Source organism: Streptomyces bikiniensis, from assembly GCF_000716625.1.
Taxonomy (GTDB): Bacteria; Actinomycetota; Actinomycetes; order Streptomycetales; family Streptomycetaceae; genus Streptomyces; species Streptomyces bikiniensis.
Genome location: NZ_JNXJ01000017.1, coordinates 100,651 through 117,029, shown reverse-complemented (window position 1 = coordinate 117,029; position 16,379 = coordinate 100,651). Strand labels below are relative to the sequence as shown.

Here is a 16,379-nt window from a genome sequence, read left to right as displayed (position 1 = left end):
CATCGCCACCCGCTACGACAAAACCGCCCAGTCCTACGAAGCAGCCGTCACCCTCGCATCACTCCTGATGTGGGCGTGACATTTGACGACAGAACCTAGGCCTGCGGCAGGTTCGCCAGCTGGGCCTGGATGCGGGCGATGTCCTCGTCCGCCTTGGCGAGGCGGGTGCGGATCTTCTCGACCACGTTGTCCGGGGCCTTCGCCAGGAACGCCTCGTTGCCGAGCTTGCCGTTCGCCTGGGCCTTCTCCTTCTCGGCCGCCGCGAGGTCCTTCGTGAGGCGCTTGCGCTCCGCCTCCACGTCGATCGTGCCCGACAGGTCGAGCGCGACGGTGGCCCCGGCGACCGGCAGGGAGGCGGTGGCGGAGAAGCCCTCGCCCTCCGGCTGGAGGCGCAGCAGCTGCCGGATCGCGGCCTCGTGCGCGGCGAGCGCGGTGCCGCCCAGCTCCAGGCGGGCCGGGACCTTCTGGCCGGGCTGGAGGCCCTGGTCGGCGCGGAAGCGGCGGACCTCGGTGACGACCTGCTGGAGGTTCTCGATCTCCGCCTCGGCGGCCGGGTCCCGGAAACCCGAGTCCTTCGGCCAGTCGGCGATCACGACGGACTCGCGCCCGGTCAGCGTGGTCCACAGGGCCTCGGTGACGAACGGGACGATCGGGTGCAGCAGCCGCAGCATGACGTCCAGGACCTCGCCGAGGACCCGGCCGGAGACCTCGGCCTGCTCGCCGCCCGCGAAGAACGTCGTCTTCGACAGCTCGACGTACCAGTCGAAGACCTCGTCCCACGCGAAGTGGTAGAGCGCGTCGCTGAGCTTCGCGAACTGGTAGTCCTCGTAGTACGCGTCGACCTGCGCGACCGTCGCGTTGAGGCGGGACAGGATCCAGCGGTCGGTCGCGGACAGCTGCTCGACCGGGGGCAGTTCACCCTCGATCGTCGCGCCGTTCATGAGCGCGAAGCGGGTCGCGTTCCAGATCTTGTTGGCGAAGTTCCGGGACGCCTTGACCCAGTCCTCGCCGATCGGGACGTCGACGCCCGGGTTGGCGCCGTTGGCCAGGGTGAAGCGGACGGCGTCGGAGCCGTACTCGTCCATCCAGTCCAGCGGGTTGACCACGTTGCCGAAGGACTTCGACATCTTCTTGCCGTTCTGGTCACGGACCATGCCGTGCAGGGCGATGGTGTGGAACGGCGGGGTGCCGTCCATCGCATACAGGCCGAACATCATCATCCGGGCGACCCAGAAGAAGAGGATGTCGTAGCCGGTGACCAGGACGGAGTTCGGATAGAACTTCTCCAGGCTCTCGGTCCGCTCCGGCCAGCCGAGCGTGGAGAACGGCCACAGGCCGGAGGAGAACCAGGTGTCCAGGACGTCGGTGTCCTGGTGCCAGCCCTCGCCGGTCGGCGGCTGCTCGTCGGGTCCGACGCAGACGACCTCGCCGTCCGGGCCGTACCAGACGGGGATGCGGTGGCCCCACCACAGCTGGCGCGAGATGCACCAGTCGTGCAGGTTGTCGACCCAGTCGAAGTACCGCTTCTCCATCTCCTGCGGGTGGATCGTGACCTTGCCGTCGCGGACCGCGTCGCCGGCGGCCTTCGCGAGCGGGCCGACCTTGACCCACCACTGCATCGACAGGCGCGGCTCGATGGTGGTCTTGCAGCGCGAGCAGTGGCCGACGGAGTGGGTGTACGGGCGCTTCTCGGCGACGATCCGGCCCTCGGCGCGCAGCGCGGCGACGATGGCGGAGCGGGCCTCCAGGCGGTCCAGGCCCTGGAAGGGGCCGTGCGCGGTGATGACCGCGCGCTCGTCCATGACGGCGAGGTTCGGCAGACCGTGGCGCTGGCCGATCTCGAAGTCGTTCGGGTCGTGCGCCGGGGTCACCTTGACGGCGCCGGTGCCGAACTCGGGGTCGACGTGGGTGTCGGCGACGACCGGGATCGTGCGGTCGGTCAGCGGCAGCTTGATCTGCTTGCCGACCAGGTGCTTGTACCGCTCGTCGTCGGGGTGGACGGCGACGGCCGTGTCGCCGAGCATCGTCTCGGCCCGGGTGGTGGCGACGACCAGGGAGTCCTCGCCCTCGCCGTAGCGGATGGAGACCAGCTCGCCGTCGTCGTCCTGGTACTCGACCTCGATGTCCGAGATGGCCGTCAGACAGCGCGGGCACCAGTTGATGATGCGCTCGGCGCGGTAGATCAGCTCGTCGTCGTAGAGCTTCTTGAAGATGGTCTGGACGGCCTGGGACAGGCCCTCGTCCATGGTGAAGCGCTCGCGGGACCAGGCGACGCCGTCGCCCAGGCGCTTCATCTGGCCGGAGATCTGACCGCCGGACTCGGCCTTCCACTGCCAGACGCGCTCGACGAACGCCTCGCGGCCCAGGTCGTGGCGGGACTTGCCCTCCTTGGCGAGCTCGCGCTCGACGACGTTCTGGGTGGCGATGCCGGCGTGGTCCATGCCGGGCTGCCACAGCGTCTCGTAGCCCTGCATCCGCTTGCGGCGGGTGAGGGCGTCGATCAGCGTGTGCTCGAAGGCGTGGCCCAGGTGGAGCGAACCGGTGACGTTCGGCGGCGGAATGACGATCGTGTACGGCGGCTTCTCGCTCTTCGCGTCCGCCTCGAAGTACCCGCGCTCCACCCAGCGCTCGTACAGCGGCCCCTCTACCTCGGCCGGCGCGTACTGGGTCGGCAGTTCGGTGGTGGGCGCTGTCTGCTGCTGAGTGTTCTCGGTCACGGGGCCAGTTTAGGGGTGTCTCGACCCTGTCCTGAAACGCTTTGGTTCGGTAACGGTCCGGCCCCCGCCGCACCGGGTGTCCGACGCTTCCGCCAGGATGTTCGGCAGGCATAAACATCCTGTGAGGGGAACCTGTCGATGAGCTACAACCAGCCGGGCCCGTACGGCCAGCAGCCCCAGCAGCCCGGGCCGTACGGTCAGCCGGGTCCCTACGGCCAGCCGCAGCAGCCGGGGCCGTACGGGGCCCAGCCCGGCTACGGGTACCCCCAGCAGGCTCCGCAGGGCGTCCCGCCCCAGCAGGCGGGCCCGTACGGCTACCCGCAGCAGCCCGGCCCGTACGGCCAGCAGCCCCCGTACGGCGGCCCCCAGGGCCCCGGCGGCTTCCCGCCGCCCCCGCCGGCCCCCAGGAAGTCCAGGGCGGGCTGGGTCATCGGCGGCGTGGCCGCGGTCGCGGCGATCGCGGTGGGCGCGTACTTCGTGATCGGCGGGGGCGGCGGCTCCTCGGTCGCGAACGACGGCCCGCACAAGCTGATCGCCCCGAACACGGTGCTCGACGGGTACGAGAAGAACCCCGCACAGAACGAGTCGTCCGAGGAGGGCGGCCTGGAGGCGCTCCGGGAGACCGTCAAGAACGCCAAGGAGGTCGAGGCCTCCTACCAGTTGAAGAACAAGGCCAACCCCCTCGCGGGCAAGACCCTCTCCTTCGGCGGACTCTACGGCGAGATCGAGGACCCCGAGAAGGCCGTCGACCTCGCCTTCGCGGGCATCAAGGCCGAGACCGAGAAGAACGCGGGCAAGCCCAACGCGCCCCGGATGGAGGGCGAACCGCGGGAGTACACGCCGGAGGGGCTCGACGGCGCGGTCCTGAAGTGCCAGCAGGCCAAGATGAAGACCGGGGAGAAGACCCTGCCCGAGGTCACCGTGACGATGTGCGCCTGGGCCGACCACAGCACCGCGGCCGTGGTGATGCCGATCGACATGGCCTCCCTGCTGACCGGTGCCGGCTCCTCCGCCGACGAGGCCGCCGCCACCACCGCCAAGCTCCGCAAGGAAATTCGCGTCAAGCTCTGACCCGGCTGCCCCGCGCACGCGTGAGGGGGTCCCGCCTTCGGGCGGGACCCCCTCGTCGTTCGCGCGGCGTCAGGCCGACTTCTCGTGCCTGCCGTCGTTCTTCACGATCCGCGGGACCAGCGTCGGGTTGACGTTGTCGCGGACCACGTCGGCCGTGATGACGACCCGGGCCACATCCTTGCGGGACGGGACCTCGTACATCACCGACTGGAGGACCTCCTCCATGATGGCGCGCAGACCGCGCGCGCCGGTGCCGCGGAGGATCGCCTGGTCGGCGATGGCCTCCAGGGCGGGGCGGTCGAAGTCCAGCTCCACGCCGTCGAGTTCGAAGAGGCGCTGGTACTGCTTCACCAGTGCGTTGCGCGGCTCGACCAGGATCTGGAGGAGCGCCTCGCGGTCCAGGTTGTGGACGGAGGTGAGGACGGGGAGACGGCCGATGAACTCGGGGATCATCCCGAACTTCACCAGGTCCTCCGGCATGACCTCCTGGAACTGGTCGCTCGCCTCGATCTCGCGCTTGGAGCGGATGGTCGCCCCGAAGCCGATGCCCTTGGCGCCCGCCCGCGACTCGATGATCTTCTCCAGGCCGGCGAAGGCGCCGCCCACGATGAAGAGCACGTTCGTCGTGTCGATCTGGATGAACTCCTGGTGGGGGTGCTTCCGGCCGCCCTGCGGCGGTACGGAGGCGGTGGTGCCCTCCAGGATCTTCAACAGGGCCTGCTGCACGCCCTCGCCGGAGACGTCCCGGGTGATCGACGGGTTCTCGCTCTTGCGGGCGACCTTGTCGATCTCGTCGATGTAGATGATCCCGGTCTCGGCCTTCTTGACGTCGTAGTCGGCCGCCTGGATCAGCTTGAGCAGGATGTTCTCGACGTCCTCGCCGACGTAGCCGGCCTCCGTGAGCGCCGTCGCGTCGGCGATGGCGAACGGGACGTTGAGCATGCGGGCCAGAGTCTGCGCGAGCAGCGTCTTCCCGGAGCCCGTGGGGCCGAGCAGCAGAATGTTGGACTTCGCCAGTTCGATGGCGTCGTCACGGCCCTGCGCGCCGCCGTTCTCGCCGGCCTGGACGCGCTTGTAGTGGTTGTACACCGCGACCGAGAGGGCCTTCTTCGCGGGCTCCTGCCCGACGACGTACCCCTCGAGGAACTCGTAGATCTCGCGGGGCTTGGGGAGTTCCTCCCAGCGCACCTCGCTCGTCTCCGCGAGTTCTTCCTCGATGATCTCGTTGCAGAGGTCGATGCACTCGTCGCAGATGTACACACCGGGTCCCGCGATGAGCTTCTTCACCTGCTTCTGGCTCTTTCCGCAGAACGAGCACTTGAGCAGGTCGCCGCCATCACCGATGCGTGCCACGAGGTGCTTCCCCTTCGCCTGGGAGCCGCTTGGTTCAGCGACTCCTGGTGCCTCATATTCGACGGTACCTTGCCGGGCCCCCCGTTCGGGCCCCCCTTGGCACGGTTCACACGGTCGCGATTCGGCCACGAGGCCGCCGGACGGTGCTCACCGTGCCAGGGGAAGGTCGAGCGTCAGGCCGCGGCGGCCGTGCTCTTGCGGGTCGAGACGATCTGGTCGACCAGACCGTACGCGAGGGCGTCCTCGGCGGTCAGGATCTTGTCGCGCTCGATGTCGTCGCGGATCTTCTCGATCGGGGTCGAGGAGTGCTTGGCCAGCATCTCCTCCAGCTGGCTGCGCATCCGCAGGATCTCGTTGGCCGCGATCTCCAGGTCGGAGAGCTGCTCGCGGCCGGTGCCGCCGGAGGGCTGGTGGATCAGCACGCGGGCGTTCGGCAGGGCCATCCGCTTGCCGGGGGTGCCGGCGGCGAGCAGCACGGCCGCGGCGGAGGCCGCCTGGCCCATGCAGACCGTCTGGATGTCCGGCTTCACGAACTGCATCGTGTCGTAGATCGCCGTCAGCGCCGTGAAGGAGCCGCCGGGGCTGTTGATGTAGATCGAGATGTCGCGGTCCGGGTCCATCGACTCCAGGCACAGGAGCTGCGCCATGACGTCGTTGGCGGAGGCGTCGTCGATCTGCACGCCGAGGAAGATCACGCGCTCCTCGAACAGCTTCGCGTACGGGTCGTACTCGCGCACGCCCTGCGAGGTGCGCTCCACGAAGCGCGGCACGACGTAGCGGTTGTCCATCGGCGCGCCGGTGTGGAGGCCGCTCGGGGAGAGGTTGTTCTGCATCTGGGTGTTCACCGTCCTGGTGGCGTTCGGTGGGCTGGGGCTCTGGAGCGGGCCGGCGGGGCTCAGGCGCCCGTGCCGCCGCCGCCCGGAACGCCCGAGGCGGCAGAGATGATCTCGTCGATGAGGCCGTACTCCTTGGCCTCCTCCGCGGTGAACCAGCGGTCGCGGTCGCCGTCGCGGATGATCGCCTCGACGGTCTGGCCGGAGTGGTGCGCGGTGATCTCGGCCATGCGCTTCTTGGTGCGCAGGAGGTACTCGGCCTGGATCTTGATGTCCGAGGCGGTGCCGCCGATGCCGGCGGAGCCCTGGTGCATCAGGATGTCGGTGTTCGGCAGCGCGAAGCGCTTGCCGCGGGTGCCGCCGGTGAGCAGGAACTGTCCCATGGAGGCCGCCATGCCCATGCCGATGGTGACGACGTCGTTCGGGATGTACTGCATGGTGTCGTAGACGGCCATGCCGGCCGTCACCGAGCCACCGGGGCTGTTGATGTAGAGGTAGATGTCCTTGTCCGGCTCGGCGGCCAGGAGGAGCATCTGGGCGGTGATCTTGTTGGCGATCTCGTCGTCGACCTGCTGGCCGAGGAAGACGATGCGCTCGCCGAGCAGCCGGTTGTAGACATGGTCGCCGAGGCCGCCACCGATGGACGGCTCACCCGCGGCGTAAGGCTTCAGATTCGTCACGTATCCACCTGCTCGTCTCCGACGGCCCCGGGCCGTCTCCGCGTCTCGTTCAGAAGGCACTGCGTCTTGTCCAGAAGGCACTGCCCCCGTATTCATGGACCCTAACGCGCAGGTGGGACAACGCCATCCCGGTTCTCGAACTGTTCGCTGGGAGCGCAAGGTAGTTGGGGGCGCGCAGCGGGTCCCGGTACGTCCGCGGGCCCGTGCGCACAGCTGTGCGCACGGGCCCGCGGAGGGGTGCGGCGAGGGGGACCGGCCTCCCCGCCGCTTCCGGACCTACTTGTCCTCGGAGGCCTCGGCCTCGGCGCCCTCGGCCGCCTCGACGGCGGTCTCGGCGCCCTCGGCGGCCTCGTCCTCGTCGTCGGAGAGGTCCACGACCTCGCCGTTGGTGTCGACGACCTTGGCGGCCTCGACGACGACCGCGAGGGCCTTGCCGCGGGCGACCTCGCCGACGAGCATCGGCACCTGGCCGCCCTGGGCCACGGCCTGGGCGAACTGGTCGGGGCTCATGCCGGAGGAGGCGGCACGGCGGAACAGGTGCTCGGTGAGCTCCTCGCGGGAGACGTCGAGCTTCTCCCGGTTGACCAGCTCGTCCAGGATGAACTGGGTCTTGATGCCCTTCTCGGCCTGCTCCTTGGTCTCGGCCAGGAACTCCTCCTCGGTCTTGCCCTGGATCTCCAGGTACTTGCCGAGGTCGAGGCCCATCTGGCCGAGCTGGTGGTGCTCCAGGTTGTGCTTGCGGGTGTTGATCTCGTCCTCGAGGAGCTTCTCGGGCATCGGGACCTCGACCAGCTTGAGGAGTTCGTCCAGGACGCGCTCCTGGGCCTGGGTGGCCTGGTCGAACTGCTTCATGTTCTCGAGGCGCTTGCGGCTGTCGGCCTTGAGCTCGTCGAGGGTGTCGAACTCCGACGCCAGCTGCGCGAAGTCGTCGTCCAGCTCGGGGAGCTCGCGGGCGGCGACGGCGGTGACCTTGACGGTGACCTCCGCGTCCTTGCCCTCGGCGGAGCCGCCCTTCAGCTGCGAGGTGAAGGTGGCCTCGCCGCCGGCCTCCAGGCCCTTGACGGCCTCGTCGATGCCGTCGAGCAGCTCGCCGGAGCCGATGGTGTACGAGACGTCGCTCGCGACGCCGTCGGGCAGGACCTCGCCGTCGACCTTGGCCTCCAGGTCGATGGTGACGACGTCGCCGTCCTGGGCGGCGCGCTCGACCGGGGAGGTCGAGGCGAAGCGCTCGCGGAGCTGCTCCACGGACTTCTCGACGTCCTCGTCGGTGACCTCGACCGCGTCGACGGTGACCTCGATGCCGGAGTAGTCCGGGATCTCGATCGCCGGGCGGACGTCGACCTCGGCGGTGAAGGCCAGCAGCTCGCCGTCCTTCAGCTCGGTGATGTCGACCTCGGGCTGGCCGAGCGGGTTGACCTCGGCCTCGTTGACGGCCTCGGTGTAGAACTTCGGGAGCGCGTCGTTGACGGCCTCCTCCAGCACGGCGCCGCGGCCGAACCGCTGGTCGATCACGCGAGCCGGGATCTTGCCCTTGCGGAAGCCCTTGACCGTGACCTGCTGGTTGATCTTCTTGTACGCCGCGTCGAGGCTGTCCTTGAGCTCCTCGAAGGGCACCTCGACAGTGAGCCGAACCCGGGTCGGGTTCAGGGTCTCCACGGCGCTCTTCACGGTTCGGTCTCCTTGTGGCTGATTCCTGGATTCCGCCGGTCCGCGCGGGGCGGGTCCGGCCGATCGGCCCGGTCAGAGAGACACACGGGCACGCAGCTTGCATAGTAACCGCAAGCGGGAGGACGCCCACAACATGATCAAGAACGCCCGGGACGGGCAGGTGATCGTCATGGTCGGGGTGGCGGGATTTGAACCCACGGCCTTCCGCTCCCAAAGCGGACGCGCTACCAAGCTGCGCCACACCCCGTCGGTGCGACACGTAGGGTACATGCACGGGGACTGTGCGGCGCCCCCTCTTCCACGGGGTGTGCGCGGACGGCCGCGGACCCGGTAACATGCTCTTCGTGCCGCGGTCCTCGTGACCTGCGGCGCGATGCTGTGCGGGTGTAGCTCAATGGTAGAGCACTAGTCTTCCAAACTAGCTACGCGGGTTCGATTCCCGTCACCCGCTCCACGGCCTCGGGGCCCGGACCGCTTCTCGCGGTCCGGGCCCCTTGTCGTTCCCGGGGGCGTCCTCAGAACTTGATGGACGCCACGGTCTGCGTTATCGAGTCCAGGAAGCGCTGGATGTCGTCGGCCATGCCGGTGGAGGCGAGGAAGAAGCCGAAGAGGACCGCCACGACGGCCGGACCCGCCTTGAGGCTCCCCCCGCGGATCAGCACCACCATGATGATTGCCAGGAGCAACACCACAGACAGCGAAATGGCCACAACTGATCACACCCTCGGTCGGTTCCGCCTTGCCGTCCGGGGGTCGCACGTCGCCCACGCCCCCGCTGCTCCCATGGTGCCATCAACCCCTCTTCTCCCGCCGCCCACTGACGACCCGTCGGACGGGCGGGCCGCGGACGGCCCCCGGCGGCGGGGAGGGGGAGAGAAAAAGCACACCCGCACAACCAAGCCCGGTTTACCCGGAACAAGGCATATCAACCGGGAACATAAGGATGAGTAACGGCCGATTCCTTCCCGATGCCCTCCGCTACGGAGAACAACGCCAAGGCTCCGTCCTCCGAACCCGGAGAGGCGGAGCAGACGTCGACGGCCCCGGCGACGGCGCCGCAGAGCGGGGCCCCGCGCAAGCCCACCGTGCGCGATCCCTACTTCGACGACGCGAAGTACCTCGCGATCCTGCTCGTCGTCATGGGCCACGTCTGGCCCACGGTGATCGCGGGGAGCCAGGCCACCCGCCGTACTTCGTGATCGGGCTGAGCATGAAGCCGGAGCACTTCGCCCTCCTGCGGCGGCGGCCCGTGCGCATCGCCTCGGCCGTCGTGCTCGTCGCCGCGGTGCCGTTCTTCCACTGGCAGGCGCCGACCTTCTACCTCAACTGGTTCTACCGCTCCCGCAGCGTGCAGGAGATGGGTGCCGGCGTGGGCTGGGGCATGTTCCTGGTCGCGGTCCTCTTCGTCGGCACGCTGGTGCTGTGCGCAGCGTTCCTCTCCCTCGTGCCGGGCACCCGGCGCTGGTTCACCGTCCTCGGCGCCGGCACCATCTGCGGCTACGTCCTGCACGGCTTCCTGATCCGGGGGCCGAGTACCTGGACGTCTTCGAGGACCACCCGTGGCTCACCACGGACCCGGGCCGGGTGGTGGTCACCCTGGTCGCCCTGGCGGCGATGACCCTGCTCTGCACGCCCCCGGTGCGCAAGGCGCTGAAGTGGGTGACGGAGCCCGAGATGGCCTGGGCCTTCCGCAAGGACGAGGCCGCGAAGCAGGCCTGACCTCCGCGGTCGCACGGGGACGGCCCCGGACGCCTCCCCGCGCGGGACGGTCCGGGGCCGTCCCCGTGTCCGGGTGTGCCCGGAGGCGTCCTCAGGAGGACCGGCGGCTGATCAGGAGCAGGGCCCGGTCGTCGTTGACGTCCTTGGCGACGGCCTCGATGAGGTCCCAGGCGACGCCGTCGAAGCCGTCGGTGACGCAGCGGTCGGCCTCGCCGGTGAGCCGGTCGATGCCCTCGGCGATGTCCCGGTCGGCGGCCTCGACCAGGCCGTCGGTGAAGAGCATCAGGACGTCGCCGGGGCGCAGGGAGCCCTTGACCGGGTGGAACTCGGCGCCGTCGTAGACGCCGAGGAGGGGCCCTTCGGCCTCCTTCTCCTCCCAGCGGCCGCTGCCCGCGTGGAGCTGGAGGGCGGGCAGGTGGCCGGCCGAGTAGAGCTCGTAGTCGCCGGACTCCAGGTCGAGGACGAGGTGGATGGAGGTGGCGAAGCCCTCGTCCCAGTTCTGGCGCAGCAGGTAGCCGTTGGCGGCGGGCAGGAAGCCGTGCGGCGGGAGCGAGCCGAGGAGGCCGCCGAAGGCGCCGGAGAGCAGCAGGGAGCGGGAGGCCGCGTCCATGCCCTTGCCGGAGACGTCGGTGAGGACGACCTCCAGGGTGCGTCCGCCGTGGGTGCGGGCGGCGACGACGAAGTCCCCGGAGAAGGACTGGCCGCCGGCCGGGCGCAGCGCCATCTCTCGGTGCCAGCCCTGCGGGAGGCGGGGCAGGGCGCTCTGGACCCGGATGCGTTCGCGCAGGTCGAAGAGCATGGTGCCGCCGCGCCGCCAGGGCACGCCGACGCGGGCCCGGAACTGGGCGATGAGGAGCCCGAAGAGGCCGCAGGCGGCGACGACGAGGACGGTGCCGGGGGTGACCCGGGCGGGGCCCTGGGTGTACGGGCCGAGGACCACGGACTCGACGATGAGGGCGCCCGCGGCGGCCGCGTACAGGCCGAGCAGGCTGGCGGGGCGCAGCAGCAGGCCGCCGGCCACGATCGGCAGGGCGAGCGCGGTGGGCGCGCACCAGACCGGGTCGACCAGGGTGCCGGCGGCGATGGCCGGGATCGTGAGGAGGAGCCCGGCGAAGGCGAGCCAGTCGGCGCCGTCCCCGCGGAAGTAGTCCACGGCGGACTTGCGCAGCGCAACGCGGGCCCGGCGCACGCGCCTGCGTGTCCGGGCCGCGTACGCGCTCACTCCGTCGCGGTGTCCCATGGGCCTGGACCCTATCCATCCCGTCCGGCGTCGTGCAGGGGTACCCCGGTGACAATGTGCGCGAAATCGGGTCGCCCCGGGCGCGGGCCGCTGATATCGATGGCATATGACTGGGGACATGACTACTGAGCTGCGGGTTCTCGACCCGATCGAATGGGACCGCTGGTACGGGGTGCTCGAACTCGCCTTCGGAGGGGTGGCCGAGTCGCCCGAGGAGCGACGGCTGTGGCGGGACCTGACCGAGTTCGACCGCTCCCTGGGCGCCTGGGACGGGGAGCTGTGCGTGGGGACGGCGGGGTCGTTCTCCTTCCGGCTCACGGTGCCGGGCGGGGCGTCGGTGCCGGCGGCCGGGGTGACGATGGTGAGCGTGGCGGGGACGCACCGGCGGCGCGGGATCCTGACCTCGATGATGCGGCGGCAGCTGGACGACCTGCGGGCCGCGGGCGAGTTCCTGGCGGTGCTCACGGCGTCGGAGCCGGGGATCTACGGGCGGTTCGGCTACGGGATCGCTTCGTACTCGCTGCGGGCGGTGATCGACACGAACCGGGTGCGGCTCGCGGTGCCGGAGGGCACGGACGGGGTGGTGCTGCGGCAGGCGGACCCGGTGGAGTCCTCGGCGGCGTGCGAGGCGGTGTACGCGCGCCTGGTGTCCTCGCGGCCGGGGATGATCGCCCGGCTGCCGGGCTGGGAGCGGCTGCCGCTGATCGATCCGGAGGGCGAGCGGGGCGGGGCCTCGCCGCGGCTGTGCGTGCTGGCGGAGCGGGACGGGGAGGTCGTGGGCTTCGCGCACTACGCGGTCAAGCCGGACTGGTCGTTCGCGGGGGCCGACGGCTCGGTGAACGTGCGCCAGCTGCTGGCGCTCGACCCGGTGGCGGAGGCGGCGCTGTGGCGGTTCCTCCACTCGGTGGACCTGACGGCGTCGGTACGGCTCTGGGGGCGGCCGGTGGACGACGGCTGGCAGCACCTGGTGGACGACGTGCGGCGGTGCGAGCCGACCCTGCGGGACGGGCTGCACGTGCGCCTGGTGGAGGTGGGCCCGGCCCTGGAGGCGCGGACGTACCAGGCGCCGGTGGACGTGGTGTTCGAGGTCGAGGACGCGTTCTGTCCGTGGAACGAGGGGCGTTGGCGGCTGACCGGGGACGCGAAGGGCGCGGTCTGCGTCCGGACCTCGGACCCGGCGGACCTGTCGCTCTCGGTGCGGGAGCTGGGAGCGGCGTACCTGGGCGGTGTCCCGCTGACGTCCCTGGCGGCGGCCGGGCGGGTGCGGGAGCTGCGGGAGGGCGCGCTGGTGGAGGCGTCGGTGGCGTTCGGCTCGCCGGTCGCGCCGTGGCTGCCGCACGGGTTCTAGCTCAGGGGGCTGGGGCCTGTCCGGTGGATCGGGGTCGGGTGGGCCGCGGCGTCCGGTGCGGTGCCCCGCAAGGCGCCGGAGCGGGTCGATGGCGGAGCTGTCGCGGCGTTTCGGCAACGCGGCGAGGTGCCGTGCCGGGCGTCGCGGCCCCGGCCGTGGTCCGCCGGGCAGGCCCTAGCGGGTCTGGCAGCCCGGGCACCAGAAGAGGTTGCGGGCGGCCAGGTCCGCCGTGCGGATGCCGGTGCCGCAGACGTGGCAGGCCATCCGGGCGCGCCGGTAGACGTACACCTCGCCGCCGTGGTCGTCGACGCGGGGCGGGCGGCCCATGGCCTCGGGGGTGTGCTCGGGCCGTACGGTGTCGATGCGGTTGAGGCGTACGCCCTCGCGCATGAGGAGGACGAGGTCGGCCCAGATCGCGTCCCACTCCGCCCTGGTGAGGTCCTTGCCGGCGCGGTACGGGTCGATGCCGTGCCGGAAGAGGACCTCGGCGCGGTAGACGTTGCCGACGCCGGCGACGACCTTCTGGTCCATGAGGAGGGCGGCGACGGTGGTGCGGGACGTGGAGATCCGGCGCCATGCCTTGTCCGGGTCGTCGCCGTCGCGCAGCGGGTCGGGGCCGAGGCGGTCGTGTATCGCCCGCTTCTCGGCGTCGGTGATCAGGGCGCAGATGGTGGGGCCGCGCAGGTCGACGTACGCCTCGGGGTTCGCGAGCCGCAGCCGGACGGTGTCGGCGGGCGGCGGGGCGGGGGCGTCGCCGAAGGTCACCTTGCCGAAGAGGCCGAGGTGGATGTGGACCCAGCCCCGGCCGGCGAAGCCGAGGAAGAGGTGCTTGCCGTGGGCCTCGGTGGTCTCCAGGACGGCGCCGTCGAGCAGGGCGGCCGAGTCGGCGAACCGGCCCTGCGGGCTGGAGACGCGGACGGGCCGGCCGCCGAACCGCTCGCGGTGGTCGGCGGCCAGCCGGTGGATGGTGTGCCCCTCGGGCATCAGGCGGTCGGCTCCTGCGGGTGGTGGGCCGGGATCGGGGGGAGCTCGCCGGTGTTCTCGTAGGCGGTGAGCATGTCGATCCGGCGGGTGTGGCGCTCGTCACCGGAGTACGGGGTGTCGAGGAAGATCTCGACGAACTTGGTCGCCTCTTCCCGCGTGTGCATCCGGCCGCCGACGGAGATCACGTTGGCGTTGTTGTGCTCGCGGCCGAGGGCGGCGGTCTGCTCGCTCCAGGCGAGGGCGGCGCGCACCCCCTTCACCTTGTTCGCGGCGATCTGCTCGCCGTTGCCGGAGCCGCCGATGACGATGCCGAGGCTGTCCGGGTCCGCGGCCGTCTTCTCGGCGGCGCGCAGGCAGAACGGCGGGTAGTCGTCGAGGGCGTCGTAGACGTGGGGGCCGCAGTCGACGGGCTCGTGGCCGTGGGCCTTCAGCCACTCGACGAGGTGGTTCTTGAGTTCGTAGCCGGCGTGGTCGGAACCGATGTAGACGCGCATGGTGCCGAGTGTGGCACGTCCGGACCGGGGTAGTGGGCAGGGGGGTCGGGACCTTTGTCCGCCCTGGTACGGACCTTCGCCCCTCCCGCGGCCGTTCGTACAACGATCCGGAATAGGGGGTTCCGATCAGCCCCCCTCCCAGGGTTGAATGCCCGGGCTCGCGATCCGAGCACCCCCACACCCACCCGAGGAAGCGTCCATGAACACGCAACCGACCCTGACGAAGGACGACGGCACGACCGGCACCACCGGCACGCCCGACTCCTCCGACGGTCTCAAGGCCGGTCTCAAGAACCGCCACCTCTCGATGATCGCCATCGGCGGCGTCATCGGCGCCGGCCTCTTCGTCGGCTCCGGCTCCGGCATCGCCGCGGCCGGCCCCGCGATCCTCCTCTCGTACGCGCTCGTCGGCGCCATGGTCGTCTTCGTGATGCGGATGCTGGGCGAGATGGCCGCCGCGCGGCCCTCCTCCGGCTCCTTCTCCGCCTACGCCGACCAGGCCCTCGGCCGCTGGGCCGGTTTCAGCATCGGCTGGCTGTACTGGTTCTTCTGGGTGGTCGTGCTCGCCGTCGAGGCGACCGCGGGCGCGGTGATCCTGGAGGGCTGGGTCCCGGCCGTCCCGCAGTGGGCCTGGGCGCTGATCGTGATGGTGGTCCTCACCGCCACCAACCTCGCCTCGGTCGCCTCCTACGGCGAGTTCGAGTTCTGGTTCGCCGGCATCAAGGTCGTCGCCATCGGCGCCTTCGTCGTCGTCGGCCTGCTCGCGGTCTTCGGCGTGCTGCCCGGCTCGGACAACCCGGGCGCCGGGTTCGCGCACCTCACCGACGCCGGGGGCTTCTTCCCGATGGGCGCGGGCGCGATCCTCACCGGTGTGCTGATGGTCGTCTTCTCCTTCATGGGCAGCGAGATCGTCACCCTGGCCGCCGGCGAGTCGGAGGACCCGCAGCGCGCGGTCACCAAGGCCACCAACAGCGTGATCTGGCGGATCGGCGTCTTCTACCTGGGCTCGATCTTCGTGGTCCTGACCCTGCTGCCGTGGAACGACAAGTCGATCGTCGAGAAGGGCTCGTACGTCGCCGCCCTCGACTCCATCGGCATCCCGCAGGCCGGCCAGGTCATGAACGTGATCGTCCTGACGGCCGTCCTGTCCTGCCTGAACTCCGGCCTCTACACCGCCTCCCGGATGGCCTTCTCGCTCGGACAGCGCGGCGACGCCCCGAAGGCCTTCGCCCGCACCACCGGGCGGGGCGTGCCGCGGACGGCCATCCTCTGCTCGGTCGTCTTCGGCTTCGTCGCGGTCTTCTTCAACTACAAGTGGCCGGACACCGTCTTCGCCTTCCTGCTGAACTCCTCCGGCGCGGTGGCGCTCTTCGTCTGGCTGGTCATCTGCGTGACCCAGCTGAGGATGCGCGGCATCATCCTGCGCGAGTCGCCGGAGAAGCTGGTCGTGCGGATGTGGCTCTTCCCGTACCTGACCTGGGCGACGATCGGCATGATCGTCTTCGTCCTCGGCTACATGATCTACGACGGCGGCAGCGCGCGTGAGCAGGTCGTGCTCTCGCTCCTCGTGGCCGCGCTCGTGGTCGCGGTCGCGCTGGTCCGCGAGCGGGTCGGGAAAGACGCCCGCCGCTGACGCACGGCGCCCGGAAGGGTGGCGGCATGCTGCCGTACGACCGGGTCAGGGCGCTTCTGCGCCGACATGACGCCCCCTTCACCGGGGACGCCCCCGCCGACTACGACTGGACGGCCGCCGAGGAGCGGTTCGGGCGGCTCCTCGACGCCGCGCGCGAGCGCTTCGGCCCCGCCGCCCGGGCCGAGCACGGGCAGGACGTCTCCTCCTACGGCGCGGTCGTGGTCCCGGCGGAGGACGCGGGGACGGAGGGACCGCTCGAAGTGCCGATGAGCAACTACGGGCCCTTCGTCGCCGCCTGGCCCCTCGTCGGCCCCGCGCCGGCCCGCGAGGAGACGCCCGGCGCGGAGGTCCTCGACCGGCTCGACGGGGTCTGCGCCGCCCTGGACTGCGTCCACGTGCCCGTCGAACTGCTCCAGGAGGAGTGCGACGGGGCCGTGGACCTCTACGGGGACAAGGCGTTCGCCGCGTTCCTGGAGACCCTCGACGAGGATTCGCCGTTCCTCGCCCCCTCCGAGGGGGACGAGGAAGAGGACGAGGAGGCCGTGCCTCTGCGCTGGATGGACCGGTACTTCGCCCACGTGTGAGCCGTGCACGCGTGCGTGCGTACGCGGAAGGGCCCCGGCGCACTCCGCCGGGGCC

At 70.6% G+C, this 16,379-nt stretch carries 16 protein-coding genes and 2 tRNA genes; 8 read left to right on the top strand and 10 right to left on the bottom strand.

Annotated features, from left to right (window positions below; translation table 11 throughout):
• Nucleotides 1-95: 95 nt before the first annotated feature.
• On the bottom strand, nucleotides 96-2,717 hold the full coding sequence (locus tag OO47_RS16250) for a valine--tRNA ligase (RefSeq protein ID WP_030210690.1): 2,622 nt from the start codon (nucleotides 2,715-2,717) through the stop codon (nucleotides 96-98).
• Between the two features lie 138 nt (nucleotides 2,718-2,855).
• On the opposite strand from OO47_RS16250, the gene OO47_RS16245 reads away from it, so the two are divergent.
• Entirely contained in the window at nucleotides 2,856-3,788 is a 933-nt protein-coding gene (locus OO47_RS16245; protein ID WP_030210688.1) for a membrane protein, read from the top strand.
• Between the two features lie 69 nt (nucleotides 3,789-3,857).
• On the opposite strand, the gene clpX is transcribed toward OO47_RS16245, so the two are convergent.
• The 5 genes from clpX to OO47_RS16220 all read right to left on the bottom strand — a co-directional run bounded on the left by clpX (nucleotide 3,858) and on the right by OO47_RS16220 (nucleotide 8,569).
• Nucleotides 3,858-5,141, bottom strand: a complete 1,284-nt coding sequence (gene clpX / locus OO47_RS16240; protein WP_030210686.1) for an ATP-dependent Clp protease ATP-binding subunit ClpX — start codon at nucleotides 5,139-5,141, stop codon at nucleotides 3,858-3,860.
• Between the two features lie 173 nt (nucleotides 5,142-5,314).
• On the bottom strand, nucleotides 5,315-5,974 hold the full coding sequence (locus OO47_RS16235) for an ATP-dependent Clp protease proteolytic subunit (protein WP_030210684.1): 660 nt from the start codon (nucleotides 5,972-5,974) through the stop codon (nucleotides 5,315-5,317).
• Between the two features lie 62 nt (nucleotides 5,975-6,036).
• Complete coding sequence (locus OO47_RS16230) at nucleotides 6,037-6,654, bottom strand: ATP-dependent Clp protease proteolytic subunit (protein ID WP_030210683.1); 618 nt, start codon at nucleotides 6,652-6,654, stop codon at nucleotides 6,037-6,039.
• A 276-nt stretch (nucleotides 6,655-6,930) separates the two neighbouring features.
• Nucleotides 6,931-8,322 carry a trigger factor gene (gene tig / locus OO47_RS16225; protein ID WP_030210681.1) on the bottom strand — a complete coding sequence of 464 codons (1,392 nt, stop codon included), beginning with the start codon at nucleotides 8,320-8,322 and terminating at the stop codon, nucleotides 6,931-6,933.
• Nucleotides 8,323-8,492: 170 nt separating this feature from the next.
• Nucleotides 8,493-8,569: transfer RNA gene (locus OO47_RS16220), tRNA-Pro, on the bottom strand.
• 133 nt (nucleotides 8,570-8,702) lie between these two features.
• On the opposite strand from OO47_RS16220, the gene OO47_RS16215 reads away from it, so the two are divergent.
• Nucleotides 8,703-8,776: transfer RNA gene (locus tag OO47_RS16215), tRNA-Gly, on the top strand.
• Nucleotides 8,777-8,837: 61 nt separating this feature from the next.
• Here OO47_RS16215 and OO47_RS16210 read toward each other — a convergent pair.
• Nucleotides 8,838-9,032: a hypothetical protein gene (locus OO47_RS16210; RefSeq protein WP_030210679.1), complete on the bottom strand. Its 195-nt coding sequence runs from the start codon at nucleotides 9,030-9,032 to the stop codon at nucleotides 8,838-8,840.
• A 258-nt stretch (nucleotides 9,033-9,290) separates the two neighbouring features.
• On the opposite strand from OO47_RS16210, the gene OO47_RS37800 reads away from it, so the two are divergent.
• The 3 genes from OO47_RS37800 to OO47_RS38435 are packed head-to-tail and all read left to right on the top strand — an operon-like array spanning nucleotide 9,291 to nucleotide 10,041.
• Complete coding sequence (locus OO47_RS37800; protein ID WP_051715695.1) at nucleotides 9,291-9,521, top strand: hypothetical protein; 231 nt, start codon at nucleotides 9,291-9,293, stop codon at nucleotides 9,519-9,521.
• Nucleotides 9,522-9,532: 11 nt separating this feature from the next.
• Nucleotides 9,533-9,940, top strand: coding sequence for a hypothetical protein (locus OO47_RS37795; protein ID WP_234323197.1), 408 nt, complete (start codon nucleotides 9,533-9,535; stop codon nucleotides 9,938-9,940).
• A complete protein-coding gene (locus tag OO47_RS38435; RefSeq protein ID WP_267883695.1) occupies nucleotides 9,907-10,041 on the top strand; it encodes a hypothetical protein in 135 nt (44 codons plus the stop codon). The genes OO47_RS37795 and OO47_RS38435 overlap by 34 nt, the downstream gene beginning before the upstream one ends.
• A 91-nt stretch (nucleotides 10,042-10,132) precedes the next feature.
• Here the strand turns inward: OO47_RS38435 and OO47_RS16200 are convergent, their stop codons facing one another.
• A complete protein-coding gene (locus OO47_RS16200; RefSeq protein ID WP_030210677.1) occupies nucleotides 10,133-11,281 on the bottom strand; it encodes a PP2C family protein-serine/threonine phosphatase in 1,149 nt (382 codons plus the stop codon).
• A 118-nt stretch (nucleotides 11,282-11,399) separates the two neighbouring features.
• Between OO47_RS16200 and OO47_RS16195 the strand changes: the two genes are divergently transcribed.
• Nucleotides 11,400-12,629, top strand: a complete 1,230-nt coding sequence (locus tag OO47_RS16195; RefSeq protein ID WP_030210675.1) for a GNAT family N-acetyltransferase — start codon at nucleotides 11,400-11,402, stop codon at nucleotides 12,627-12,629.
• A 174-nt stretch (nucleotides 12,630-12,803) separates the two neighbouring features.
• On the opposite strand, the gene OO47_RS16190 is transcribed toward OO47_RS16195, so the two are convergent.
• Nucleotides 12,804-13,613: an Fpg/Nei family DNA glycosylase gene (locus tag OO47_RS16190; RefSeq protein ID WP_030210673.1), complete on the bottom strand. Its 810-nt coding sequence runs from the start codon at nucleotides 13,611-13,613 to the stop codon at nucleotides 12,804-12,806.
• Entirely contained in the window at nucleotides 13,613-14,107 is a 495-nt protein-coding gene (locus OO47_RS16185) for a ribose-5-phosphate isomerase (protein ID WP_030210670.1), read from the bottom strand. Before OO47_RS16185 ends, OO47_RS16190 begins: the two co-directional genes overlap by 1 nt.
• Nucleotides 14,108-14,306: 199 nt before the next feature.
• On the opposite strand from OO47_RS16185, the gene OO47_RS16180 reads away from it, so the two are divergent.
• Together OO47_RS16180 and OO47_RS16175 are read left to right on the top strand one after the other, a co-directional pair.
• Nucleotides 14,307-15,740, top strand: coding sequence for an amino acid permease (locus OO47_RS16180; protein ID WP_030210668.1), 1,434 nt, complete (start codon nucleotides 14,307-14,309; stop codon nucleotides 15,738-15,740).
• A gap of 26 nt (nucleotides 15,741-15,766) precedes the next feature.
• Nucleotides 15,767-16,324, top strand: coding sequence for a hypothetical protein (locus tag OO47_RS16175; RefSeq protein ID WP_030210665.1), 558 nt, complete (start codon nucleotides 15,767-15,769; stop codon nucleotides 16,322-16,324).
• Nucleotides 16,325-16,379: the final 55 nt, after the last annotated feature.